General features: G+C 62.9%; 27 protein-coding genes and 1 pseudogene. 8 read left to right on the top strand and 20 right to left on the bottom strand.

Going from position 1 to position 25132, the window contains the following annotated elements:
- Positions 1-80: 80 nt before the first annotated feature.
- Together DDF70_RS39215 and DDF70_RS13855 are read left to right on the top strand one after the other, a co-directional pair.
- A pseudogene (locus DDF70_RS39215) lies at positions 81-365 on the top strand (hypothetical protein); the annotation flags it as partial.
- 241 nt (positions 366-606) lie between these two features.
- Entirely contained in the window at positions 607-1038 is a 432-nt protein-coding gene (locus DDF70_RS13855) for a M10 family metallopeptidase C-terminal domain-containing protein (RefSeq protein ID WP_114945451.1), read from the top strand.
- A 35-nt stretch (positions 1039-1073) separates the two neighbouring features.
- Here the strand turns inward: DDF70_RS13855 and DDF70_RS13860 are convergent, their stop codons facing one another.
- The 8 genes from DDF70_RS13860 to cobT form a co-directional block, all read right to left on the bottom strand.
- Positions 1074-1280 carry a hypothetical protein gene (locus DDF70_RS13860; RefSeq protein WP_114945452.1) on the bottom strand — a complete coding sequence of 69 codons (207 nt, stop codon included), beginning with the start codon at positions 1278-1280 and terminating at the stop codon, positions 1074-1076.
- 12 nt (positions 1281-1292) lie between these two features.
- Positions 1293-2084, bottom strand: coding sequence for an enoyl-CoA hydratase-related protein (locus tag DDF70_RS13865; RefSeq protein ID WP_114945453.1), 792 nt, complete (start codon positions 2082-2084; stop codon positions 1293-1295).
- Between the two features lie 152 nt (positions 2085-2236).
- Entirely contained in the window at positions 2237-2458 is a 222-nt protein-coding gene (locus DDF70_RS13870) for a hypothetical protein (protein WP_114945454.1), read from the bottom strand.
- 174 nt (positions 2459-2632) lie between these two features.
- Positions 2633-2980, bottom strand: a complete 348-nt coding sequence (locus DDF70_RS13875) for a hypothetical protein (protein ID WP_114945455.1) — start codon at positions 2978-2980, stop codon at positions 2633-2635.
- A gap of 80 nt (positions 2981-3060) precedes the next feature.
- A complete protein-coding gene (locus DDF70_RS36565) occupies positions 3061-3222 on the bottom strand; it encodes a hypothetical protein (protein WP_162820396.1) in 162 nt (53 codons plus the stop codon).
- A 170-nt stretch (positions 3223-3392) separates the two neighbouring features.
- Positions 3393-4031: a uracil-DNA glycosylase family protein gene (locus tag DDF70_RS13880; RefSeq protein ID WP_114945456.1), complete on the bottom strand. Its 639-nt coding sequence runs from the start codon at positions 4029-4031 to the stop codon at positions 3393-3395.
- 68 nt (positions 4032-4099) lie between these two features.
- Positions 4100-4603: a thermonuclease family protein gene (locus DDF70_RS13885; protein WP_114945457.1), complete on the bottom strand. Its 504-nt coding sequence runs from the start codon at positions 4601-4603 to the stop codon at positions 4100-4102.
- Positions 4600-5625 carry a nicotinate-nucleotide--dimethylbenzimidazole phosphoribosyltransferase gene (gene cobT / locus DDF70_RS13890; protein ID WP_114945458.1) on the bottom strand — a complete coding sequence of 342 codons (1026 nt, stop codon included), beginning with the start codon at positions 5623-5625 and terminating at the stop codon, positions 4600-4602. The genes DDF70_RS13885 and cobT overlap by 4 nt, the downstream gene beginning before the upstream one ends.
- A gap of 78 nt (positions 5626-5703) precedes the next feature.
- Between cobT and cobS the strand changes: the two genes are divergently transcribed.
- Genes cobS through DDF70_RS13905 form a run of 3 tightly spaced genes read left to right on the top strand, consistent with a single transcriptional unit; the run spans position 5704 to position 7472 of the window.
- On the top strand, positions 5704-6540 hold the full coding sequence (gene cobS, locus DDF70_RS13895) for an adenosylcobinamide-GDP ribazoletransferase (protein ID WP_114945459.1): 837 nt from the start codon (positions 5704-5706) through the stop codon (positions 6538-6540).
- A 15-nt stretch (positions 6541-6555) separates the two neighbouring features.
- The gene (locus tag DDF70_RS13900; protein WP_114945460.1) at positions 6556-6771 is read left to right on the top strand and encodes a DUF1289 domain-containing protein; all 216 of its coding nucleotides are present in this window, start codon (positions 6556-6558) and stop codon (positions 6769-6771) included.
- Positions 6768-7472 carry a retropepsin-like aspartic protease family protein gene (locus DDF70_RS13905; RefSeq protein WP_114945461.1) on the top strand — a complete coding sequence of 235 codons (705 nt, stop codon included), beginning with the start codon at positions 6768-6770 and terminating at the stop codon, positions 7470-7472. Before DDF70_RS13900 ends, DDF70_RS13905 begins: the two co-directional genes overlap by 4 nt.
- Positions 7473-7506: 34 nt before the next feature.
- Here the strand turns inward: DDF70_RS13905 and DDF70_RS13910 are convergent, their stop codons facing one another.
- The 5 genes from DDF70_RS13910 to dusA all read right to left on the bottom strand — a co-directional run bounded on the left by DDF70_RS13910 (position 7507) and on the right by dusA (position 12137).
- Positions 7507-8289 (bottom strand): ADYC domain-containing protein, encoded by a 783-nt coding sequence (locus DDF70_RS13910; protein WP_114945462.1) that lies wholly within the window; start codon positions 8287-8289, stop codon positions 7507-7509.
- A gap of 137 nt (positions 8290-8426) precedes the next feature.
- Positions 8427-8948, bottom strand: coding sequence for a hypothetical protein (locus tag DDF70_RS13915; protein ID WP_205772431.1), 522 nt, complete (start codon positions 8946-8948; stop codon positions 8427-8429).
- 723 nt (positions 8949-9671) lie between these two features.
- Entirely contained in the window at positions 9672-10472 is an 801-nt protein-coding gene (locus tag DDF70_RS13920) for an ADYC domain-containing protein (protein ID WP_245435494.1), read from the bottom strand.
- A gap of 59 nt (positions 10473-10531) precedes the next feature.
- Positions 10532-10813: a hypothetical protein gene (locus DDF70_RS36570; protein WP_162820398.1), complete on the bottom strand. Its 282-nt coding sequence runs from the start codon at positions 10811-10813 to the stop codon at positions 10532-10534.
- 319 nt (positions 10814-11132) lie between these two features.
- A complete protein-coding gene (dusA, locus tag DDF70_RS13925) occupies positions 11133-12137 on the bottom strand; it encodes a tRNA dihydrouridine(20/20a) synthase DusA (RefSeq protein ID WP_114945465.1) in 1005 nt (334 codons plus the stop codon).
- Between the two features lie 219 nt (positions 12138-12356).
- Here dusA and DDF70_RS13930 point away from each other — a divergent pair, with 219 nt between their 5' ends.
- Positions 12357-12653 carry a hypothetical protein gene (locus DDF70_RS13930; protein ID WP_114945550.1) on the top strand — a complete coding sequence of 99 codons (297 nt, stop codon included), beginning with the start codon at positions 12357-12359 and terminating at the stop codon, positions 12651-12653.
- 55 nt (positions 12654-12708) lie between these two features.
- On the opposite strand, the gene ybaK is transcribed toward DDF70_RS13930, so the two are convergent.
- The 7 genes from ybaK to DDF70_RS13965 form a co-directional block, all read right to left on the bottom strand.
- A complete protein-coding gene (gene ybaK, locus DDF70_RS13935; RefSeq protein WP_114945466.1) occupies positions 12709-13179 on the bottom strand; it encodes a Cys-tRNA(Pro) deacylase in 471 nt (156 codons plus the stop codon).
- Positions 13180-13200: 21 nt separating this feature from the next.
- Complete coding sequence (locus DDF70_RS13940) at positions 13201-13857, bottom strand: urease accessory protein UreE (protein WP_114945467.1); 657 nt, start codon at positions 13855-13857, stop codon at positions 13201-13203.
- Positions 13858-13911: 54 nt separating this feature from the next.
- Positions 13912-14397, bottom strand: coding sequence for a nucleoside deaminase (locus tag DDF70_RS13945; RefSeq protein ID WP_245435486.1), 486 nt, complete (start codon positions 14395-14397; stop codon positions 13912-13914).
- 6 nt (positions 14398-14403) lie between these two features.
- A complete protein-coding gene (gene xdhC / locus DDF70_RS13950; RefSeq protein ID WP_114945468.1) occupies positions 14404-15369 on the bottom strand; it encodes a xanthine dehydrogenase accessory protein XdhC in 966 nt (321 codons plus the stop codon).
- Positions 15366-17696 (bottom strand): xanthine dehydrogenase molybdopterin binding subunit, encoded by a 2331-nt coding sequence (xdhB, locus tag DDF70_RS13955; protein ID WP_114945469.1) that lies wholly within the window; start codon positions 17694-17696, stop codon positions 15366-15368. Before xdhB ends, xdhC begins: the two co-directional genes overlap by 4 nt.
- Positions 17697-17700: 4 nt before the next feature.
- Positions 17701-19188, bottom strand: coding sequence for a xanthine dehydrogenase small subunit (gene xdhA, locus DDF70_RS13960; protein WP_425374079.1), 1488 nt, complete (start codon positions 19186-19188; stop codon positions 17701-17703).
- Positions 19189-19321: 133 nt separating this feature from the next.
- Positions 19322-19762 carry a VOC family protein gene (locus tag DDF70_RS13965; protein WP_114945471.1) on the bottom strand — a complete coding sequence of 147 codons (441 nt, stop codon included), beginning with the start codon at positions 19760-19762 and terminating at the stop codon, positions 19322-19324.
- 197 nt (positions 19763-19959) lie between these two features.
- Between DDF70_RS13965 and pepN the strand changes: the two genes are divergently transcribed.
- Positions 19960-22611 carry an aminopeptidase N gene (gene pepN / locus DDF70_RS13970; RefSeq protein WP_114945472.1) on the top strand — a complete coding sequence of 884 codons (2652 nt, stop codon included), beginning with the start codon at positions 19960-19962 and terminating at the stop codon, positions 22609-22611.
- Between the two features lie 245 nt (positions 22612-22856).
- On the top strand, positions 22857-25130 hold the full coding sequence (locus tag DDF70_RS13975; RefSeq protein WP_245435487.1) for a PAS domain-containing sensor histidine kinase: 2274 nt from the start codon (positions 22857-22859) through the stop codon (positions 25128-25130).
- Positions 25131-25132: the final 2 nt, after the last annotated feature.

The following is a 25132-nucleotide window of genomic DNA, read 5'->3' on the forward strand; positions in this document are numbered from 1 at the left end:
GCACGACCAAGATCCTGACCCTGTTCCATCCCGCCTCGGGCCAGGTGCGCCTGCAGCCGGCCGAGCACTGTACGAATGCGGTGCTGCATCCCTGGCTGCGCGAGCGTCTCAGCGCGATCCTGGCGGAGTTGCCCGCCCCAGCTGTCGCCGATCCCGCTCTCACGCACGCGGCGTGGGAGGCCTGGCAGGCCGGGCTGAGCCGGTGCTTCACCTTGCCGGAGGAGGTGCCGCCGCTGCGGCTGCTGTTGGTGTGGGACAATCTTACCGGCCACAAGACTCCTGAACTGGTGCTGTGGCTGTGTGCGCATGGCGTCATGCCGCTGTACACGCCGGTCGCCGGCAGCTGGCTCAACATGGCGGAGTCGATCCAGCGCGTGCTCAAACGGCGGGCGCTCGCGGGACAGCATCCGCAGAGTTCCGACGAGATCGGGATCTGGTTCGAGCAGACGGCACGCTGCTGGAATGCGCAGCCGACACCGTTTGTCTGGAACGGCAGCGCCGGCAGCGGCGCCGGCGCTGCGCGACGGAGCAGATCCATCGCGTTGGCGGTTCCGGAGCCTGTACCAGCCAACCGCTGCCCCAGCCGAAATCACAGGCACCAGCAGAATGCCAGACCCGACGGCAGACGACCCACTAGTCGGCGATGGCGGCAACGACCGGCTCTCCGGCGGGCTGGGCAACGACACGCTCACCGGCGGGGCCGGAGCGGACATCTTCGTGTTCGACGCCAAGCTGGCGAAGACCAACACGCTCAACAAGAAGCAGAACCTGGACCGGATCCTCGACTTCGTGGTGGCCGACGACACCATCCATCTGGCGAAAAGCGTGTTCGCGAAGATCGCCAAGAAGGGCGTGCTCAAGAAGGGCGAGTTCTTCGTCGGCAGCGCGGCGCACGACCGCGACGATCGGGTGATCTACAACAAGAAGACCGGGGCGCTGTTCTACGATCCAGACGGCACCGGCGCCAAGGAGGCGATCCAGGTCGCCACCCTGCCGAAGAACCTCAAGCTCACCAACCTCGATTTCTTCGTCGTCTGAGACGCCAAGCGTGCCGATCGATCGAACGCGGCGCGTCAGCGCCGCGTCATCGTCAGGTAGACGACGAAGGCACCGATCGCGACGGCGAGGCCCATGATCACCAGCTGACGCGTCTCGCCTGTCAGAGCCGCGTCCCGGTACATCTGATTGAGGCGCTCGGCGCGCTCGGGATCGCGCGACATGAAGAGCCCGATCACGATGCTCAACGTGGCAAGGCCGAGAATCCAGTAGGTGGGGCGCATCGGGTTTTCTCCTTATCGTCCCTCGAACCGGGGCGCGCGCTTCTCACGGAAAGCCGCGACGCCTTCCATGAAATCCCGGCTCGATCCGGCCTCGGCCTGGAGCCGGGCTTCGAGATCGAGCTGGGTTTCGAGATCGTTCGCCAGACTCTCTTTTACCGCCTGCTTGGTCAGGCGATAGGCGAGCCCCGGCCCCTCGGCGAGCCGTGCGGCGAAGGCCGCCACGTCGACCGCAAAGGACGCGTCGTCGAACACCTTGTAGACGAGCCCCATCCTCTGGGCTTCCTCGGCCGGGATCGCCTCGGCGCTCATCATCAGGGCAAGCGCCTGCTTGGGCCCGACGAGGCGCGGCAGGATCCAGGTGCCGCCGGCGTCCGGTATCAGGCCGATCCTGGCGAAAGCTTCCTGCAGATAGGCCGAGCGGGCCGCCACGACGATGTCGCAGGCGAGCGCGATGTTCATGGAGGCGCCGACCGCCGGGCCGTTCAGGGCGGCGATGGTCGGCTTCGGATAATTGGAGAGCCTGAGCACCAGCGGGTTGTAATCGCGGGTGAGCGCGGGGCCGAGGTCGATACGGCCCTGCCCGTCGCGCTTCAGATCGACCGTCAGGTCCTGGCCCGAGGAGAATGCCCGCCCTTCCCCGGTCAGCACCACCACGCGCACCGCTTCGTCCCGCTCGAACCGATCCAACGCGTCCCTCAGTTCCGCGTGCATGTCGGCGTTGAACGCGTTCATCTTCTCGGGCCGCGCCAGCGTGATCGTCGCGACCGATCCATCGACGGTGCAGCGCAGGGTCGTCGGGCTCATGCCTTACAGCTCCATGTCCTCAAGCTCGAACATAGTACGGATCTCGGACCCGAAAACCCGGAAAAGCCCGGTTCAGACTAAGGAAGGATGTTGAAGCGGATTAGCCCGGTCGACAACCCGAAGCACCTCGGCCGTTCACTTGCCGTGCCGCGTCAAAGATCGGTCGGCTGCAGGATTTCGAAACGGGCGCTCAAGTCGCTTTCCAAAGCTGCGCGACTGAAGGTTTCGCCGGTGCTTCTTATCTCGTACCGGGGCTCGCCACCGCCCGAGGGCAAGAGTTTGGTGACGATGAACGCACCGGTCCAGGCAGGGCCGACGAAGCGCTTGGCAGTGAATGTCACATGCTGCCCGCGTGCGTAGAGGTACTCGGACACAGGGGATCCTTTCGCGTTTCGAATGTGGTGTGCCACAGACGTTCAATGGGATGCTTCAGGGTCGGAGAACGACCATAAGACGAAGCCGAAACCCGAAACGGCGACGAGCACCGTCGAGAATGCGTGAGTTCGATCCATTATGAGTCAGAACGAAACCACGCTCGATCATGGATGTCAGTGCCGGAGCGGGTAAGCATGCTCATTCTTGTGCTGGACCCGTCTCGGCAGACTCATCCAGGGAACAAGATTGAGATTGGCGGGCTCGTTCATGCCGGTCCCATCAAGAATACCTGGGACATCCGCGTCTCTAAAGGCGCTCACCGGCGACGCATCGCGGCTCAATTCATCCTCGCCCGCGACGCAATCATGAGGCCGGATGGCGGATCGTATCTGGTACTGTGGCTCGAAGCGTCTCGAATCCAGGCAGCCGATAATCGTGTATGGCTGCTTGCAAACGACGTGAGGGAAACGCTGCTCCGTATAAAGAACATGATCTCCAACAGCAAAGCGGTGAGCTTTCATGGGCCATTCCTTCCTGAAGTCCGCGCAGGCTGCGCCTGCCCGGTCGTTCGTCCCTGCGACATAACCACGGGCCGGCTCGCTCAGAGGCGCCGTTCCGCATCCCAGATTTCGACATCCCGGGCCGCGACCTCAGGAGGCAGACCGTACTGCTCCTGCACACGCTGAATCAGCTCGGCTTTCGTCTTGATCTTCGCGAGGTCGGATATGGACAGTCGGTCCCACTTGGCTTGAACCTCGCGCATATGGCGTCCCGCGAAAATGTAACCGCTCTGATGTCCGGGGCTATTTGGCATGAAATTACCTGAATTATATTTTGACAACAGAATAGCTTAACTTTAGTTCCAAAATATTCATAAAAATAAAACCATATATTTTCTGATGTTCTAAAATATTTCGTCCAAGTTTTATTTCCTCACCCTGTCTCCCTTGCGAGGATCGCACGAGTTTCGTCTCGAAGAACGGGCAGAAGCTCAGCCTCGAACCAGGGATTTTTCTTGAGCCATCCATTGTTGCGCCAAGACGGATGCGGCAGAGGCAGGATGCGGGGCTTCTGCGGGCTCGCAAGGATTTGACGCCAGCGCCGGACCGTTTCGGTCAGCCCGTCCCTGAAATCCTCGCCCATATGCCAAGCCTGGGCATATTGGCCGATCAGCAGAATGAGATCGAGATTGGGGAGCGCCTGAAAGAGTGGCGTACGCCAGGCCTCGGCGCATTCCCGCCGCGGGCCGAGATCGCCGCCCTTGGCGTCCTGGCCCGGAAAGCAGGAGCCCATGGGCACGATGGCGATCTTGGCCGGATCGTAGAAGGTGCCTTTGTCGAGGCCGAGCCAATCGCGCAGCCGCGTGCCCGAGCGGTCGTCGAACGGAACGCCACTGGCATGGGCACGGGTCCCCGGCGCCTGGCTGGCGATGCACAGCCGCGCCGTGGCGCTGCCCTGGATGATCGGCCGCGGCTCGTGCGGCAGAGGCGCACCAAAGCGCGGCGCATCGCGGCAGATGCGGCAGGCTCTCAGTTGCGCGGCGAGGTCTTCGAAATTCGGCGAGGGATTCATGCCTGTCAGATGGGGCCGCCAGCCCTGGCTGAGGAGGTGATGGCGGGAACGACACGAGGTCGCTCCCCTCACGAATTGCGCCGGCGCCAGTCCTGCGGACGCTCGAAGTTCCCCTCCCAGAGCCCGGCTGACCGGTTGCGGGCGCGGGTCTCCTCGGAATCATAATCGCGCCCATAGGAGACGGCCCAACCGTCCTCCACCATGCGGGCGCCGATGTCCAGGCCGTTCACGATGCAGCGGGCGAGAACGCGCTGGTAGCGATCGCGGCCGGCGGCGCGACAGCGCACCGTCTCGCCGGAGACGAGATCGATCAATGCCCGGCGTGAGGTTTCGCCGCAGGAATAGGAACGCCCGGAGCGGGAACACTGCTGCCTGATCTCAGGCGCATCGATCCCCTTGAGGCGGATGCGGGTCTCGCCGATGCGGATCGTATCCCCATCGGTCACCTGGGCCCTGCCCTCGAGCGAGCGTCCGTTCGGTTTCATCGCGAGCCCGGCCCCGCCGGCGAGCGCCAGCGCGACGATCAGGGAGGTGATGCCGCTCGAGCGGGAGCGGCGACGCCGGAACCTCACGACAGGCGCTCGGAGACTCCCGCCTGCCCGAAGGTAGCCATGTCCCGATGGACGGCCGCCGCCGCCTTCACGAGGCCGGCGGCCAGAGCCGCGCCGGACCCTTCACCGAGCCGCATCCCGAGAGCCAGGAGCGGCACCTTTCCGAGGCGGGTCAGCACATCCTGGTGCGCCCCCTCGGCACTCAGATGGCCGGCGATGCAGTGATCGATGGTCGAGGGATGGATCGCGTGAAGGACCGCGGCCGCGGAGGTCGCCACATAGCCGTCGAGGATCACGGGAATCCGCTGCAGGCGCGCCGCCAGAATGGCGCCCGCCATGGCGGCGATCTCGCGCCCGCCGAGGCGGCGCAGCACTTCGAGCGGATCCTTCAGGTTGTCGCCGTGATGGGCGATGGCCGCCTCCACCGCCGCGACCTTGCGCTTGAGCCCCTCGTCATCCACCCCGGTGCCGCGCCCGACCCAGTGCTCGGCCGACCCTCCGTAAAGCGCCGTGTAGATGGCGGCCGCAATCGTCGTGTTGCCGATGCCCATCTCGCCGATGGCAAGCAGATCGGTGCCGCCGGCAATCGCCTCCATGCCGAAGGCCATGGTGGCGACGCAGGATTTCTCGTCCATGGCATCAGCCTCGGTGATGTCGCCGGTCGGCATGTCGATGGCGAGGTCGAAGACCTTGAAGCCCAGGCCATAGGCGGCGCAGATCTGGTTGATGGCCGCCCCGCCGGCTGCAAAATTCTCCAGCATCTGGCGGTTCACCTCCGAGGGAAATGCCGAAACTCCCTTGGCCGTCACGCCGTGGCTTGCCGCAAAGACGCAGACGAGCGGACGGTCGACGGTGGGGGTCGGCTTCGCCTGCCAGGCAGCCAGCCATTCGGCGATCCGCTCCAGGCGCCCCAGGCTTCCGGCCGGCTTGGTGAGCTGCCGGTCGCGCGCCTGCACGGCCTCGACGGCGGCCTCGTCAGGACCGGGCATGGTCGTGATCAGGCGGCGGATATCGTCGAAAGGTGAGGACACGGCATCAGACATGGAGGGCTCCGGCCCCAAGGGGCATTGCAGAACACGAAGAGGCGTGACCTATAACGATCCATGCACGCGGGGTGAAGCATGTCGGAGCAATTTGAACGGGATGAGACCGCGACCATTGGCGGCTGGCGGGCGGCTGCGGCCGATCTGACCCATTGCCTGCGCTTCTACTCCCGGCTGCCGGTGCCGCCCCTTCCTTTCGAGCGCGATGCCTACGCCTTGCCGAGCTTTCCACGTTTGGTGCGCATGATCCCGCTTGGGGGACTCATCATCGGCCTTCTGCCGGCAGCCTTGTTCGGCTTGGCCCTGCTGCTCGATCTCGGCCCCTGGCTCGCCGCCATGCTGTCGGTGTCCACGATGGTGATGACGACCGGAGCCCTTCACGAGGACGGGCTCGCCGACATCGCTGACAGCGTTGGCGGCTCGACTCGCGAGAAGCGTCTGGAGATCATGCGCGACAGCCGGATCGGCTCCTTCGGCGCCTCGGCGCTTTTTCTGGCCCTGGCGCTCAGAATCGGGGCGCTCGCCACCCTTGCCTCCCGACTCGATGCCGGAGCCGTCATGGCGGCGATTCTCATCGCATCATCCCTATCTCGCACGGCGGGGTTGATTCCCCTGGTTTTCCTCCCCCCGGCCCGCCGGGACGGCGTCTCCCGGGCAGTCGGGCAGCCGGCCCGGGAGACGTTCTGGCTGGCGGCGGGGATTGCCGGGGGACTTGCCGTCGTCCTTGGAGCGGTCTTGGGCCTACCCGCATCCGGCATCGCCCTGATGCTGGTGCTCTCGGCTCTCGCAGGCCTTGCGCTCACCGCCTTTGCATCGCGGCACCTGGGGGGCCAGACGGGGGATGTCATCGGCGCCGCCCAGCAGGTGGCGGAGATTGCTGCGCTGATCGGCCTCTTGACCGCCATCCGCCCGTGACGACATGAAGGTGAGATGACCCGCGTTTCCAGCCCCTGCATCCGCGTCTGTATGCTCGACCCTGAAACGGGCCTCTGCGAGGGCTGCGGCCGTACACGCGAGGAGATCGCGGGCTGGTACCGCATGAGCGAGGAGGACCGCCAGCGGATCATGGCCGAGTTGCCGGAACGGATGCGCCAGGCCTTCGCCATCGAATCGCCCTTCGCACCCCAACCCGACAAGGCGGGATGATGCCGGGCATTCGCGGCGCAGGCCTCCTCCTTCTCCTGGCCGCTCTTCTGGTCGGGCTCTTCGTCAACGATTCCGTCGGAGAGTTTTCGGCCCTGGAGGCTTCGGGGCTTTTGGCCTTCGGCGGCGTGTGCATGCTCATGTCGGCTTCGATCGTCGAAGCATTCTCCCGCCACTGGACCTACGGCATTCAAACGATCGCGATCAGCGGCGGCATCCTGGTCGCGCTGCTCGTGACCTACGCATCCCGCGGAGAATTGCAGGCCGTGATCGACCGGGCCATCGGAGACATTGCGGTCGGCCGCACCGTCGTCACGCCGGAGGGCGAGGTGGTGGCCGCGCGCCGGACGGACGGGAGCTTCATGGTGCAGGGCGCGGTGAACGGCCACGAAACGCGCTTCATCTTCGACACGGGCGCCAGCACCGTCGTCCTGCGCGCCGAGAACGCCGCAGCGCTCGGTTTCAAACTGGACAATCTCGACTATTCCGTTCCTGTCGCGACCGCCAACGGGAGCGCCCTCGCCGCCCCGATCGTCATCGACCGTCTGACCATCGGCCCAATCACCGAGCGCAAGGTGCGCGCGCTGATCGCACGCGAAGGCGTGCTTCACGCCAACCTCCTCGGAATGACGTTTCTCGAACGGCTGGGCTCTTACGAGGTCCGCGGCAACCGCCTCATTCTGCGGGCTGGGACAAATTCTTGATGTGGTGCCAAGGCAGATAGGAATTCCCGGCTTTTCAGGGATAGGAATGGTTGAAGAGCAGTGCCTGTGGCTCCGCCCCCATCATCTCGAGGCTGCAATTCCTCGGTCCCAGCTGATCGGTCAAACGAGGATAGCGCGCGGCGATGTCTCCAAGCGTGACGTTCTGTGCAATGCGCGGGTGGGCAACACATAGCGCACCGTTGGGGCCCCAGGCGGCTTCGAATTCCATACCATCCGCCTTCTCCGATCGCTGAATGCCGAACCTGTCGAAAATATCGACGGATGTGCCGTTGCGCGTCGTCGGCCGATCATCCCCACCGTAATCGGCGCGCAGCATATGCACGCACGCCCGATGCAGCTCCTTCAACGGCAATCCCTCGCGGGTGTCCCAGGGACGGTAGCCCATGCGAACGCATTTGCCTTCCGCACCGCTGGTGCAGGTGAAGCTGAAGCCGCCCGAGCCGTCAGGCATCGCAAAGCCGACACGGCGTCCCTGCGGATCGGATGAGCAGAACGATCCCTTCTCCTCTCCCTCCGGAGAATGGACCGATAGGCTGTAAAGCAGAAGCGGTCCGCCTGTGGCCGCCTTATCCTCTTCGACACCGTCGATCCGCACTTGAATCGCTCCATCGGGGCCCGTCAGAACGAACCTGATTCCAACCAGAGTGTCGCCCCGCAGGATCCGGCCATTGTCCAGGCTCAGCACAAGCTCCGGTCCATCGGCCTGAAGCCTGACACCTTCGCCAAGGGCAGTCTGAGAGAAGACGAAAACGTGCAGGATGAACAACAGGAAGGGCGAAAGCACCTTGGCGCGCATCGAAATGAACCCTGAGGGCCTGGCTCATCGCTATCCGACCTTATCCTGAGAGCTCAGGCGCAAGTGGAGTGATGAATCGGACTTTGAAATGGAAGCAGCCTCTCGTTTGAGAGGCTGCAGGATACAAAGCGAAGAGGTTATTGGCCGATCGGGAAGACCGAACCATCCTGCAGGATCACCGCTTCGAGCTGCATACCTGAAGCGACGATGCCTTTGGCATCTTGTCCGTTGGTACTGAGACCATTCGTGCTCAGGCCGTTCGTGCTCAGGCCGTTCGTGCTCAGGCCGTTCGTGCTCAGGCCGTTCGTGCTCAGGCCGTTCGTGCTCAGGCCGTTCGTGCTCAGGCCGTTCGTGCTCAGGCCGTTCGTGCTCAGGCCGTTCGTGCTCAGGCCGTTCGTGCTCAGGCCGTTCGTGCTCAGGCCGTTCGTGCTCAGGCCGTTCGTGCTCAGGCCGTTCGTGCTCAGGCCGTTCGTGCTCAGGCCGTTCGTGCTCAGGCCGTTCGTGCTCAGGCCGTTCGTGCTCAGGCCGTTCGTGCTCAGGCCGTTCGTGCTCAGGCCGTTCGTGCTCAGGCCGTTCGCTATCTCAACCGCACTTGCATCAGAGGCTACCGAGAGGCCGAATGCGACGGCAATAATCGGAAAGCAAGACTTAAAACGCATATTTATCCCCTTAGATTGCATTTTCTGCGAAGTGACTCAGCGGCAGTTCGCCTGTTCACGCAGAGGAAGATACACGTAATAACCTTACTTCAAAGCGCATAATGCAACGTTATTAATGCACAATTGCAAAGCTTACTTTGCGCCACATTGTCAGTTGAGAAAGCTTTAAATATATTCCATTACAGATTGAATAGAATTTATTTACCGTTGAATCTCTTTTGAAGGAATAACCTTAGGTTAGGCTTGCTGCCCCCACCTCATGTGGAACCAAATATCTCCTAACGGCGCCTCGTTCGAGCGATCGATCCGATGCTCTCCTGCCTCCCCGTCAGCAACAAGGAACGCAGCCGTCATCCTGCAAAATCGGATTGTTCGCCCGCTCGTTGTGGCACGAACTCGTACCGCGAGTTTCTTAAGAGATGCTCTACGGGCAGTTCGAGGCATCGTTTCTTCCAAAGCGGCCCCGTCGCGGCTGGACGATGAGCCGGCGCGGCGCACGGCAGCCCTTTGAAAGCGGGGGAGACCGGCTCGGCCCATGCCCGGCCGACAAAAAGGCCCCGACGAGGCGAGGCGAGGCACGAATTGAGATGATGGTGAGATCGACTTGAGGAGAGCGAGCGAGTGCGACATGCGCCTCAAGTTCGCTACAGCGCTACAACAGGCACCGCCTACGAAGACGACCTGGCCGAGTCACAGGACCGCCCGATATCCGTTGGATGCTCGTTACTTTTTATCTCTACGCCACGTCAGAGTGGATTGGTTGAAGAGCAGCGCCCGAGGATCGGCTCGCATGGCCTCCTCCGAACAGACATGCGGCCCCAGCTTTCCGCGCAACTGGGGATAGCGTTCGGCCAATTCCTCCAGGCTGATATTGTCGGCGATCCGCGTGTGAGCCACGCAGATGGCCCCATCCGGCCCCCAGGCCGCCTCGAAGTCCATACCCGGCGCTGAATCGGGATGCTGAATGCCCAGACGATCATAGACGTTCACGGCCGTGCCGTTGCGGGTCGAGGGACGGTTGTCGCCTCCGTAATCGGCCCGCAGCATATGGATGCAAGCCCGATGCAGATCGCGCAAGGGAATGCCATCCCTGGTCTCCCACGGCAGATAACCGAAGAGAATGCACTTGCCCTCTGCACCGCTGGTGCAGGTGATGGAAAAGCTTCCCGCTCCATCCGGAAAGACAAAGGCCGCGCGCTCGCCATCAGGGTCGGCTTCGCACAAGGGCCGAGATACTCCGGTCACAACGTCCTTCACGGACATGCGGTAAAAGGCAATGCCACGACTGGCGAGTCGGCCCTCTCGAACGATGTCGTCGATGCGGATCTCGAATTCGTTCGAAACCTGACCTGCCATAAGTGTCAGGCCGATCAGGGCATCGCCTTTGAGCACAACTCCGTCGCTCAAGCGAAGCACAAGATCCAGGTCATCGAGAGCGAAGCGCCCTTCCCTGGCAGCCGCGGGGACGGCAAGGACGGCGAGCAAGGCGCCCATTCGAAGACAGCAGGACAGGAAATGACGCATCGACAATGAAAGACCCCCTCGTCAGAAACGAAGGGGCCGTTCCTCTCGGGAAGAGTCGATCAGCGCAGTTCCACGCGCTCTCCGTTCGGCAGAGCGACGGCATGAGGCGCAAGGATCTGTAAGGTGTGGCCTTTGGCATCACGGCCGTTCACAGTTAGGCCGGTCAGGGTGAGACCATTCAACGTGAGACCATTCAAGCTGCTGCCATTGAGGCCATTCGGCGGTGGCCGCTCCTCGTCGTCCGGGAAAAAGGCTTGAGCTTGTGTCGCAACGGAAACCCCAAGGACAGCGCAAAGAAGCGCAATCCGGGAGAACGATGCTGGTTTAGGGAAGATTTTCATAACTAACCTCTGTTAGCGCATCTTCTTATGTGAGGACTCCGAGCGGAGCCATCCGTTAAGGATCCTATAAAATGAAATGTTATAGTAAAGCAATCTAGGCGTGTTTTCTTAATGCTTTCACGCCCTTGTTGCGCCGTCCCACAACCTTTAATCGATGATGACAACCCCGATATCGCGCCACATCTCGATCCTGAGCATTGCAGGCCACTGCCATCAGTACCGTTCGGCAGTGGCCGGAGAACGCCTGATATCAGTCAAGAAGTCCTGCTGGAGCAAGCACTTCTACGATCAATAGCGGGTATCGACTTGGGAGGGCGCCTCAAGCGCCCGCTACGGCCATCATAGATGGGGCCGGAACCTCGCGCGAGACATGCGAGACGGCATCCCGCAGGGTCTGCAGGTTTGCGCCAGGCTTCACAGCCTCGGTCGCAAGATGACGACGATAGGCGCGTGCGCCGGGGCGGCCGGTGAAGAGACCGAGCATGTGGCGGGTGATGTTGCTCAACCGTTCACCCTTCGCGAGTTGAGCCGCAATGTAGGGCTCATACGCCGCCACGGCCTCGAAGCCGTCGGCCACCGGCGGCTCCTCGCCATACAACTCGGGATCCACGCCGAGCAAAATCTCGGGCTCGTGATAGGCCACGCGGCCCAGCATCACGCCGTCCACATGGGTCAGATGCCCATGGATCTCATCCCACGTCTTGATGCCGCCATTGATGGCGATGGAGAGGTCCGGACGTGCCAGCTTCAGGCGATACACGCGGTTGTAATCGAGAGGCGGAATGTCCCGGTTTTCCTTCGGCGACAGTCCCTTCAGCCAAGCCTTGCGGGCATGGACCGTCAGCTCGTCGCAGCCGGCTTCTACGACGCAGTTCGTTAGACGGTTCAGAGCCTGCTCCGTATCCTGATCGTCGACACCGATCCGGCACTTCACCGTCACCGGTAGGGAAACGGCCGCTTTCATGGCCGCCACGCACTCGCCCACGAGCACAGGCTCCTGCATCAGGCAGGCCCCGAAGCGTCCGTTCTGCACCCGATCGGAGGGGCAGCCCACATTGAGGTTGATCTCGTCGTAGCCGAAATCGGCGCAGATTTGGGCCGCCTGCGCCAGATCCTTCGGATCGGATCCGCCAAGCTGCACGGCCACGGGGTGCTCTGCCTCGCTGAAACCCAACAGTCGCTCGCGCGGCCCATGGATCACGGCCCCGGTGGTGACCATCTCCGTATAGAGACGCGCCCGGCGCGACAGGACGCGGTGGAACGCACGGCAATGCCGGTCAGTCCAGTCCATCATCGGGGCCACGGTGAAAAATTTATCCGTCATTATCAGCGAAACAGCGAGTTCGGGGCTTGGAAGGGCCCTTTCATATGGTGATGGCAGCCTCAAGGCAAATAGGACCAATTAAGTGTCGCTCATTGTGCGGCCATAAAGATGAACTTTCATTCATCAATGTATAAATTCAATATGCATAATCTTTGGAACATCCATCATCAGAATTCGTTTCCAACGTCCAAGTCGTACACCGAAAATTGGAGCCATAACGTGAAGAAGACACTTGGACTTTCCTGCGCAGCAGCTCTGCTCTTCGCCCTTTCGACGGCTAGCTACGCACAATCGTCGGGGACGAACACGAAGTCGAACGGCGCTTCACAATACGCTCCGGGTCAGCAGGACCGTAGCACCATGACGGGCCCCGGTGCATCGAGCGCGGCTCCCGGCCAGCGAATGCAGAACGACACGACCGGTTCGGTGAGCGGCTCCGGCGCCTCGGGCTACGCTCCCGGGCATCAGAAGAAGCTACCCACGGATTCGACTGGAACGACCACGCAGCGCAAATAAGCTGTCCCATGCGGGGAGGCCTCGCCTCTCCGCATCAAAATCTCCGAGCAGAGGTCTAGATCACCGCCGCAACCTTTGCCTCCAACACGGAGGCCGCATCGCGCGGACTGAGCTTGACCTGCAGCCCCCTCTGACCGCCGTTCATGAACACATCTGCATGCGCTAACGCCGATTGCTCCAGCACGGTCGGAACGCGCTTCTTCTGGCCGAAGGGGCTGATGCCGCCGACGTGGTAGCCGGTGATGCGCTCCGCATCCGCCGGTTTCATCATCTGAGCCGCCTTGCCGCCGAGAGTGGCAGCGAGCTTCTTCAGGTTCACTTCTTGGTCGGAAGGAAGGATCACGCAGGCAGGCCTGTTGTCCACCAGCACCATCAGTGTCTTGAGCACGCTCGACGGATCCGCCCCCATGGCCTCGGCCGCCTGCAGGCCGATGCGCTCCGCGTTCGGGTCATACTCGTAGGCATGAACCGTGAAGGAAACGCCTGCCTGCTGCAGCGCCTGGGTCGCACGGGTCGTCTTGGACATGGCCCTGAAGCTTAGCGCCGATCAGTGATCGTGCTTGTGACCGTGGTCATGACCGCAGCCATGGCCGTGCTCGTGGTGATGCGCGTGGTCATGGTGATGATCGTGCTTATGGCCATGATCGTGCCCATGGTCATGATGCTCATGGCTCTGGGAATGGGCGTGGCTGTGGCTCTCACTATGGCTGTGGCTGTGAGCATGACCATGATGATGGTGATGATGCCCATGGTGGTGGTCGTGGTCGTGGTCGCAGACATGGGCGCTGCGCTCCGGCTTGAAGGGCCGCTCGACGGGAGTCGCCGTGCAGCCCTGCCCGCGCACCAGCTCGGCCACGGCCGGATTGTTCTCGACATAAAGAGCGTCCGCCGTGACTTCCACCAAACCGTGACTGCTGCCGAGATGCCAGGCAAGGCGCGTGAGGCGCAAGGGATTCTCGGCCTTCACCTCCAGCAGGAGCTCGGCGGCCGCCCTCACCTGGATCAGTTGTCCGTCCTCGAGCCGCAGGGCATCGCCGTCATTGATGGTGGTCTCCATGTCGAGGTCGAGCAGGATCTCGGTTCCGCCCTCGGCTCTCAGTTTCCCATGGCGGCGGTTGCGGGCCTCATGGTCGAGACTGATCGTGTCGACGACGCGGTCGGCCTTCACGGCGGGCTTGCGGACGATGGTGGTGACGCGGGGCATGGCTTGTCTCAGGTAGATGTCGGGTCAGGCTTAGATAAGAGGCGCGGCCGGATATTAATAGGAGATCTTATCTTCCTTGTCCGCCCAAGCGTCGAACACGGCGCGGGCCTCCAGGCTCGGCAGGTGATCCATCGGCAGGATGCGTTCGGGGATCGGCTTGGGGATCTCGTCATAGATCAGGCTGTCGTCGAAGCCGATATCGGCCGCATCCTTCCGGGTGTTGGCGAAGACGATCCGGCTCACCCGCGCCCAATAGGCCGAGGCGAGGCACATGGGGCAAGGCTCGCAGCTCGTATAGAGTGTGGCGCCCTCCAGGGAAAAATCGCCGATCGCCTCGCAGGCGCGGCGGATCGCCGTAACCTCGGCATGGGCCGTCGGATCGTTGCAGGAGGTCACCTGGTTCCAGCCCTCGGCCAGTACCTTGCCGTCGCGCACGATCACGGCGCCGAACGGACCTCCGGCTCCCCGGTCCATGTGCTCGCGGGACAGTTCGATGGCGCGCCCCAGGTAGCGCTGATCTTCGGTCTTCATGGTGCTCATGGAAGCTTATGTATCGTTTGAGGGGGCCGGAGGCGAGAGATTTCGCTCGATACTGCCGTGTTCGCGAACCTGCAGCAGTTGCGCCGTCACGGAGGCTGCGATGACGGCCGGATCCTTGTCGACGATCCCGGGGAGTCCGATGGGGCAGACGAGCGAGCGGATCTTGCCCTCGGGCATCCCCAGCTCCCGGAAGCGCTTTTCGAAGCGGGCCCGCTTCGTGGCGCTGCCGATGAGGCCCACATACGGGAAATCCCGCCGGAGGGCCGCCGCGGTGATCGCCATGTCGAGGGGATGGTCGTGGGTCATGACCAGAATAAGGGAGCCCGGCGCAGCTTCAGCGATCTCGGCCTCCGGATCGCGCATGTGAACCGCCTGTGCGTTCCCCGGAATGTGGGCGGGAAAGACGTCCTCCCGGTCATCGAGCCAGCGGACCGCAAACGGTAGGGGTGCGAGCGACAGAACGAGCGCGCGGCCCACGTGCCCCGCGCCGAAGATGAGAACGGGCGTGCGGACCTCGCCATGAATCTCTCGCCATCCGGTCCAATGATCGTCGCCCACGGCAGAGGAAAACTCCCGGCGTACGCGGCCGTCCTCCATCCGGCATTCGACCTCGAACACTCCGCCTCCGGCTTCAGCCTCCAGGAGGGGCTCGAGGTCTTCGAGGTCCCGCTTGTCCAATGTCTCGATCAGGATCTTCACCCGCCCGCCGCAGCATTGACCAAGATCGGGCCCGAGAGCCTGATCGACGATCCGCGCGGGTCCACGCCCCGCCGCCAGCATTTCCCGCGCGATGTCGAGCATGCGGAATTCGAGCTGCCCACCGCCGATGGTGCCGTGGAAGGCCCCATCGGGCCGCACGACCATGTGAGCGCCGACCTCCCGGGGAGCGGAGCCCTTCACGTCATGCACGGTGATGAGAGCGGCGCTGCCGTGCCGCGCCACGAAATCAGTGAGCTGGCGCCAGACCCTCACCCCATCCGCCTCCCACGCAGGCTCTCGCAGGCGCGCAGGATCGCCTCGGGCGTGGCGGGTGCATTCAGCGGCACGGGCTTCGACGGATCGAGCGCATGGATCGCGTCGGCGAGCGCGCAGAACACGCTGTTCGCCAGCATGATCGGCGGCTCGCCCACGGCCTTGGAGCGATAGATGGTCTCCTCGCGGTTCTCGTTGGGATAGAGAGCCACGTTGAAATCGGCAGGCACGTCGGAAGCCACCGGGATCTTGTAGGTCGAGGGCGCATGCGTGAGCAGGTGTCCCTCCTTGCTGAAGACCAGCTCCTCCGTCGTCAGCCAGCCCATGCCCTGTACGAACCCGCCCTCGATCTGGCCGATATCGATGGCCGGATTGAGCGATCGGCCCACATCGTGGAGGATGTCAGCGCGCAGCAGACGGTTTTCGCCGGTGAGCGTGTCGATGATCACTTCCGAGCAGGCCGCCCCGTAGGCGAAGTAGAAGAACGGGCGACCCGTCCCCTTCGCGCGGTCCCAGGTGATCTTGGGCGTCTTGTAGTGACCTGCCTCCGAGAGCGAAACGCGGGCGAGGATGCACTTCTTCACAAGCTCGTCGAAGGCAACGCTCTCGTTGCCGATGAAGACCCGGTCGTCACGGAACTCGATCTGCTCCTCCGGAACGCCGTAGGCCTCGGCCGCATGAGCCGTCATGCGCTTCTTGATCGCGCCCGCCGCGATGCGCGCCGCCATGCCGTTGAGATCGGAGCCGGAGGAAGCCGCCGTCGGCGAGGTGTTCGGCACCTTCGCGGTTGTCGTCGCGGTGATGCGCACCCGCTCCATGGCGATGCCGAATTCCTCCGCCACCACCTGCGCCACCTTGATGTAGAGCCCCTGCCCCATCTCGGTGCCGCCGTGGTTCAGATGCACGGAACCGTCCTGATAGACATGGACCAGGGCGCCCGCCTGATTCATATGCGTCAGCGTGAAGCTGATGCCGAATTTCACGGGCGTCAGCGCGATGCCCCGCTTCATGATCGGCGAGGATGCGTTGAACGCTGCGATCTCCTCGCGGCGCATACGGTAGTTCGAGGTCTGCTCAAGCGTACGCACGAGATTGAGGAGCGTATCCGTCTCCTCCACCTCCATGCCATAAGGCGTCACGTTCTCGCCCGGCCGATAGAAATTGGCGTAGCGCACATCGAGCGGGTCGCGTCCCGTCGCCCAGGCGATCTGGTCCATCACATGCTCGATGGCGAGCATTCCTTGCGGCCCGCCGAAGCCGCGGAAGGCAGTATTCGAGACCGTGTTGGTCTTCAGCCGCTTCGAGGCGATACGGACGGACGGCATCCAATAGGCGTTGTCCGCATGGAACATCGCCCGGTCGACGACGCCGCTGGAGAGATCCGCCGAATAGCCGCAGCGGGCCAGTAGATCGACCGTATAGCCCTGGATGCGCCCCTCGCCGTCAAATCCAACCTGCCAATCGCAGCGGAAATCGTGACGCTTGCCGGTGAGGATGAAATCGTCGTCCCGGTCGAGGCGAAGCTTACAGGGCCTGCCCGTCACGCGGGCCGCGAGAGCCGCCGTGACGGCCCATTGTGTCGCCTGGCTTTCCTTGCCGCCGAAGCCGCCGCCCATGCGACGCGTCTCACAAGTCACATAGGCGTCGGGAATGTCGAGCACACGGGCGACCACGTGCTGCACTTCGGTCGGGTGCTGCGTCGAGGAATAGACGTGGATGTCGCCATCCTCGCCCGGCACCGCCAGGGCGATCTGGCCTTCGAGATAGAAATGCTCCTGCCCGCCGACGCGGAACTGCCCTTCCAGCTTCTGCGGTGCCTGTGCAATCGCCTCGCGCGGATCGCCCCGGCCGTAAGCGTAATCCGGCAGCACGGTCTCGCCGCGCTCCAGGGCATCCTCGACTGTGATGCTGGGCGTTTCAGCCTCGATGTCCATGACCGCCTGCGTGACGGCGCGACGCGCGATGTCGCGGCTCGTCGCGACGACGGCGAACAGGGCTTGGCCCAGGAAGCTGATCTCCTTGTCGGCGAAGAGCGGATCGTCGCCGAAGGCCGGCGACACGTCGTTCTTGCCGGGGATGTCGGCTGCCGTGAGAACAGCCATGACGCCAGGCATCGCGCGAACGGCTGATACGTCGAGGGAAACCAGTCTCCCGCGGGCCTTCGGCGACTGGCCGATGGCCACGTGCAGCGTGCCCTCGGGCTCGCGGATATCGTCGATATATTGTGCCGAGCCCTGGACGTGCTTGACTCCGGAATCGTGAGCTATGGGCCGACGGACGTGGCGAAGAGCTTCCCCATCCAGGATTGGTTTCGCGGGTGCGTTCATGGCTCTACTCCGCCGCCTCAAGCGCATCGCGCTGCGCGACGATCCGGGTTGCCCTCGTGTCACCCGACGCCGTTTCGCTCAAAGCCTTGAACACGAGGTTGCGGGCGACCGTGGAGCGATAGACGGATGATGCCCGGTGATCGTCGAGGGGCTGGTAATCCCGTGCGACCGCCGCCATGGCCTCGCCCCAGGACGAGGGTTCATCGAGCGACAGCCCGATCAGCGCCCGCTCAGTCTCGGCCGCTCTCTTGGGCGTTCCCGCCATACCGCCGAATGCGACGCGGGCATCCGCGATGCGCCGGCCGTCGAGCTTGAACCTGAAGGCGCCGAGAGCCGATGAAATATCTTCGTCGAAGCGCTTCGAGATCTTGTAGGCGCGGAAAGCTTCATTGGCATTCAGCTTTGGCACCATCACCCGGCGCACGAACTCGCCCGGCTTTCGGTCCTGCCTGCGATAGGCGATGAAGAAGTCTTCGAGAGGCAAGCTGCGGGTGGCGTCGCCCTGCCGCAACTCCAATACTGCGCCAAGCGCAATCAAAGCCGGTGCGAGATCGCCGATGGGTGAACCGTTGGCGATGCTGCCGCCGACCGTTCCCGAGGCGCGCACCTGCACCGAGCCGAAGCGGCGCATGATTTCGCCGAGATCGGGATCGATCCGGGCGAAGGACGGATGGATCTCCGCATGCGTCACCGTCGCGCCGATCCCGAGCTTGTCCAAGGAATCCTCGATCAGGTCGAGGCCTGCCACGCGCCCGAGCCAGATGATCTTCTCGATCTCCATCATGGCCTTGGTGATCCAAAGGCCGACATCGGTGCAGCCGGCCACCAAGGTTGCATCGGGGTGCCGTGCATACAACGCGGCAAGCGAAGCCTCGCTCGCAGGCGCGGCGAAGAACCGGCTCTCGTTCCCGACGAAGACGTCGCGCCCATCGGCAAGGCTCATGAGCCGCTGCACGGTGCGCTCGCCGTTCGCGGAAAAGCTATCGTCGGCCTGCCGGCTGCAGGCTTGAAGAGCCGCATCCACGATCGGCCGATAACCTGTGCAGCGGCAGAGATTGCCGGCCAGCGCATCGTTGACGCTGTCGCGGCTCAAGGGCCGCTCACCCTCATGATAGAGGGTGAAGAGGCTCATCACGATGCCGGGCGTGCAGAAGCCGCATTGCGACCCGTGATGCGCCACCATGGCGGATTGGACCGGGTGCAGGTCCCCGTTTGCGGCCAGATCCTCGACAGTGACGAGTTCCGCCCCATCGATCTGGCCCAGCAGCAGGATGCAGGCATTGATGGGCTCGTAACGGATACGCCCGCCCCTCACTCGCCCCAGAGCCACGGTGCAGGCTCCGCAATCTCCTTCCGCGCAACCCTCCTTGGTGCCGACGCGACGCTCCTGAAGCCTCAAGTAGTCCAGAAGCGTGGTGCGCGGGTGAAAGCCTGAAACCTCGACGGCCTGTCCGTTCCGCCAGAAGCGGATTGTGTCTCGTACCACGGTAATCCTCCGCCGGTTGCACCCGGCCTTGTTATGGTGAGCCGGGTAGAATGACGGAGCAAGACCTTTTCGCCAAGGTCGCCGTTAAGCGGGACCGTCCGTGGCCGGGAGAGGGTTTCCCGGCCTTCGAGGCTCGGACCTACCAGGTGCCGGTATTCGGCATCGACGCCCATGGCTCCTGCACAGGCTTCGGCTCGCCGCGCTGCAACAATTCAATCGATATGTTGTCCGGGGTCTTGACGAAAGCCATGTAGCCGTCGCGAGGCGGGCGATTAATGGTCACCCCCGCGTCCATCAGCTTGCGGCAGGTCTCATAGATATCGTCGACCCGATACGCGAGATGGCCGAAATTGCGACCTCCGGTGTATTCGTTCTCGTCCCAGTTGTAGGTGAGTTCCAGCAAGGGGGCCTTCGTGTCCTTGGACTTCTCCACATCGCCGGGAGCCGCCAGGAAAACGAGAGTGTAACGCCCCTTCTCGTTGTCCGTCCGGCGAACCTCGACCAGGCCGAACTTGTTGCAGAAGAAGTCGAGGGATGCGTCGAGGTTCGAGACGCGGACCATCGTGTGCAGATATTCCATGATCAGTTTCCCTATGGGTCGGGGATAGGTCATGGCGTATTTGTCGAGGAGATCAAGGGGTACCTTTTTCTTGCGCCGAAAAAGCCTTGGATTTGCTCAAGATCAGGTGACTTTTAACAAATGCTGCTCCAAGCAGACTGGAGGTCCCTCCGCAAGGCCCTAGCTTTCGACGTAACCCAGTTTCAGACGAGTATCTGATGCGCATCGATACAAACCCGATTGTTCGCCTTGAGGATTACCGACCCAGTGACTTCCTGATCGACCGCGTCGAGCTTGACGTCAAACTTCATCCGACGGAAACCCGGGTCGTCGCCACCCTGGCCGTGAGGCCCAATCCGGAAGGACGCCCGGATGCGCCGCTCACCCTCGACGGCGACGAGCTGAACCTGAAGACCGTGGCTCTGAACGGCCGGACCCTGGCGGCCGAGGAGTTCGAAGCTTCGCCGCAGTCGCTCACGATCGCGCAGCCCCCCCGGCAACCGTTTACGCTCACCATCGAGACCGAGATCAACCCGACCACCAATACCAAGCTCATGGGTCTTTACCGGTCCAGCGGCAATTACTGCACGCAGTGCGAGGCCGAAGGCTTCCGGCGCATCACGTATTTCCTTGACCGGCCCGACGTCCTCAGCGTCTACACCACCCGCATCGAAGCCGATCGCGATGACGCCCCCGTTCTCCTGGGCAACGGCAACCCGGTCGAAAGCGGGGCTGTGGAAGGTTCCCACAGGCATTATGCCGTCTGGCACGATCCGCACCCGAAGCCGTCATATCTCTTCGCCCTCGTCGGCGGGCGCCTCGGCCGTATTTCCAAAAACTTCACGACCATGAGCGGACGCGACGTGGAGCTGGCGATCTACGTGGAGCCCGGCAAGGAGGACCGCGCCGACTATGCTCTCGACGCCCTCGAACGCTCCATGCGATGGGACGAGCGGGTCTTCGGCCGGGAATACGACCTCGACGTCTTCAACATCGTCGCCGTGTCCGACTTCAACATGGGCGCGATGGAGAACAAGGGCCTCAACATCTTCAACGACAAATACGTTCTGGCTTCTCCTGAGACCGCCACCGATATGGATTACGCCCATATCGAAGCAATCATCGCGCACGAGTACTTCCATAACTGGACCGGCAATCGCGTGACCTGCCGCGACTGGTTCCAGCTCTGCCTGAAAGAGGGCCTGACGGTCTTCCGCGACCAGGAATTCTCCTCGGACGAACGCTCACGCCCCGTGCATCGCATCGCCGAGGTGAAGACCTTGCGGGCGCGGCAATTCCTGGAGGATTCGAGCCCCCTCGCCCACCCGGTCCGCCCGACCCAGTATCGGGAGATCAACAACTTCTATACCGCCACCGTCTACGAGAAGGGCGCCGAGATCGTCCGCATGCTCAAGACCATCATCGGCGACGAAGATTTCCGGCGCGGCATGGATCTCTATTTCGAGCGCTGCGACGGCACGGCCGCCACGGTGGAAGACTTCCTGAGCGCCTTCGCCGATGTGACGGGCCGAGACCTGTCGCACTTCGCCCGCTGGTACGAGCAATCCGGCACGCCACGGGTCAAGGTGAAGGGGCAGTACGATCCCGACGCCCAGACCTACCGTCTCGACCTTGCGCAGAGCACGCCTCCGACGCCTGGCCAGGTAAAGAAGGACGCGATGGCGATCCCGGTGGCGCTTGGCCTGGTGATGCATGACGAATCGCCGGCCAACGGCGTCTGCGACCGTGTGGACTCGCGGGGCGTGTTCCTGTTCGATAAGCCCGAAGACAGCATCACCTTCACAGGGGTGACGTCCCTGCCTGTTCCATCCCTCTTCCGAGGGTTCTCGGCTCCGGTGAAGGTATCGCTCGATCTTCCCAACGAGGAGTTGCTGACCCTCCTCCAGCACGATACGGACGCCTTCAATCGCTGGCAGGCGGCACAGACAGTCGCCATGCGTCTGCTTGCTGCCCGCTCGACCGGCGCTGAGGTCTCCAACGCGCAAATCGATGCCTTCTCGGCGGCCCTCGCCTCGTTTATGGACAGGGATGCCTGCGAGGATCCGGCCTTCGCAGCGCTTGTCGTCACGCTCCCCAGCGAAGCGGACATCGCGCAGGAGATCGGCCGGGATTTAAACCCCGATACCATTCACCGGGCCCGTACGGAGATGAGGAAGCGCATCGGCCAGAGCTGCATCGACCACCTGAGACGGTTTTATGAGTCACTGACCGCCTCAGGCCCCTATAGCCCCGATGCGGCCAGCGCCGGACGGCGATCCCTGCGCAACGCTTCTCTTGACCTGATCGCTGCTGCCGACCCGCGCACAGGCGAAGCTCTCGCTGTGAGGCAACTCGAATCCGCGAGCAACATGACCGACCGCCTCGCCTCCCTGAGCGTTCTGACCAGCTTGCCGGGTGCGGTGCGCGAGGAGGCCATCGCCAGGTTCGGCGATCGTTATCGAAACGAGCCTCTCGTGCTCGACAAGTGGTTTACGCTGCAGGCTGCCATTCCGGAGGACGGTACCCTGGAGCGTGTCAAAGGCCTGATGCAGCATCCGGCATTCTCGATCGCCAATCCCAATCGCGTGCGCGCGCTCATTGGAAGCTTCGCCATGCTCAATCAGGTTCAGTTCAATCGCGCGGACGGCGCAGGCTACCGCTTCCTGGCCTCAATCGTGCTTCGTACGGACGAGCTGAATCCACAGCTCGCGGCTCGCCTTCTGACCGCTTTCAGCACTTGGCGGATGATGGAAAACACGCGCCGTTCGCATGCGGAAGAGGCCCTTCGTTCCATCGCACAAAAGCCCAATCTTTCCCGCGATGTAGGCGATATCGTGAGTCGTACCCTTGAAGAGAACAACGGGAAATAACCTATTCATCTTAATAGGTTAGACGGTTGTCCAAGGTTTCCCCAGGGGAAAGCAAAATGGGAAATTTTTTATTAACCTTCGGGTTCTACTAACTAGACAAATCACCCGCTCAAGATTCTATTGTTAGTGATTCGGAGAGATGCGGCACGTCCTCCGAAACAGGACGCAAATGGTTCCGGAGGAAGCATCGCATGGCGGGGGCGGTGACCGCATGCGTACCCGCACGCGCGGGTACGATTCTAGGAGTGACGCGATCGGACGCGAATCCGGCATATCGTCGGCTCGAGCAATATGAGCCTCTGCTGAGGCTTGCAGTCCCTGCTCTCCTGGTCCTGTTCCTTATTACCCTTGCTGGCAGCGCGTGGATCCAAATCCGCGATGGGCGCAAGGACACGCTCTTCGACGCCATCAACGACATCGATATCATCGCATCCCTTTCGGCTGCGAAGCTCGGCACCACCCGTGCACCGTCCGACCGCGTACAGGCTGCGGCTCAGCTCGAGCGTCTGGCGAAGGACATGCCGCCGAGCGCGCTGACCCAGAACCGTTCTCTCATGCTCGTCGATCCGGCGGGCGTTATTCTCGCCGTCTATCCGCCGATGGAAGAGGCGCCGGCGAAGCTGACGGATATCCTCGGCGAGGCGCAGCCCCTGATGCTGTTCGCGGACCGCGCCGGCGTCATGACGATCAAGCTTCCCGGCGGCACCGAAGGGATGGCGACCGTTCGTGCGCTTCACGCCTCCTCCGGCCAGATCGCGCTCGTCCAGCCGATGCCGCACATTCTCTCCGGCTGGTGGACGCGCACCATCGGCCATGTCTCGCTGCTCGGCGCCACGATCATGGTCCTGCTCGGCATCGGCGTGGCTTATGTGATGCAGGCGAACCGCGCTCGCGCAGCCGATGAGGTTTGCGAGAAAGTGCGCGACCGGATCGACTCCGCGCTCAACCGCGGGCGCTGCGGATTGTGGGACTGGGATATCGGCCGCGGCCGAATCTACTGGTCGGACTCGATGTACGAACTCCTGGGCTACGAGCGTCAGGACGAGTTCCTCTCCTTCGGTGAAGTGAACACCATGATCCATCCCGAGGATCAGGATCTCTTTACGCTGGCCGAGCAGCTTGCCTCGGCCAGCACGTCGCTCGTTGACTATGAGTTCCGCATCCGCAGCATCTCGGGCGACTGGGTCTGGCTGCGCGCCCGCGCCGAACTGATGAACGATCCGGATGATGCAGCGAGTCATCTCGTCGGTATCGCCGTGGACGTGACCGAGCAACGCGGCCTCGAAGAAAAGACCGCAAAGGCCGACGCCCGCCTGCACGATGCCATCGAGGCCATCTCCGAGGCGTTCGTGCTGTGGGACGCCAACAACAACCTCGTGCTCTGCAACTCGAAGTTCCAGAAGCTGCACGAGCTGCCGGCGGATGCGCAGCTCCAGGGCAAGTCCTACGCGGAAGTGATGGCGCTCGGACGCCCGCCAGAAGTGCAGCATCAGTTCCTGCGCCGTGAGCAGCAGGATGTGGGCGCGCGTACCTTCGAGGCACGTTTGCAGGACGGCCGCTGGCTGCAGATCAACGAGCGCCGTACCAAGGACGGCGGCTACGTGTCGGTCGGCACGGACATCACCGCCCTCAAGCGCCACGAGCACCGTCTCGTCGAGTCCGAGAAGGAACTCATCGCCACTGTTCTCGACCTCAAGCAATCGCGCCAGAAGCTCGAAGCGCAGACGCACCAACTCGCCGATCTCGCGGAACGCTACCTGGACCAAAAGGCTCAGGCCGAGAGCGCCAACCGGGCGAAATCCGAGTTCCTTGCCAATATGAGCCACGAGCTGCGCACGCCGCTCAACGCGATCATCGGCTTCGCCGAAGTGATGCAGAGCGGCATCTTCGGTTCTCTCGGCTCCGAGAAATACGAGGAATACTGCTCCGACATCCGCTCGAGCGGCGAATATCTCCTGTCGGTGATCAACGACATCCTCGACATGTCGCGCATCGAGGCGGGCCGCACGTCGCTCACCAAGCAGCCGATCGAAGTCCACGCGTCGATCCAGCGCGCCCTCAAGCTCGTGGGCGAGCAGACCAAGGCCAAGAACCTCTCCGTCACGGTCGATGTGAACCCCGAGGACATCATCGTTCCGGCGGACGAGCGCGCGCTGCACCAGATCCTCGTCAACCTGCTCCAGAACGCCACGAAGTTCACGAGCGACGGCGGCTGCATCACGGTGAGAACCCGTCAGGCCGGGAACGCGGTCAATATCTACGTGGAAGACAACGGCATCGGTATTCCCGATCACGCCCTGCACAAACTCGGCCAGCCGTTCGAACAGGTCGAGACCGAGTTCTCCAAGAGCTACAAGGGTTCGGGGCTCGGCCTCGCCATCGCCCGGTCGCTTGCCGAACTCCATGGCGGGAGCCTACGGATCAGAAGCCAGGAAGGCGTCGGCACCATCGTGCTCGTCCACCTGCCGCTCACCGAGGCCACGAACGCGGACATCGCCCTGGCCGATGCGGCGGCGTAAGC

This window comes from Microvirga calopogonii, assembly GCF_003347665.1.
Classification (GTDB): domain Bacteria; phylum Pseudomonadota; class Alphaproteobacteria; order Rhizobiales; family Beijerinckiaceae; genus Microvirga; species Microvirga calopogonii.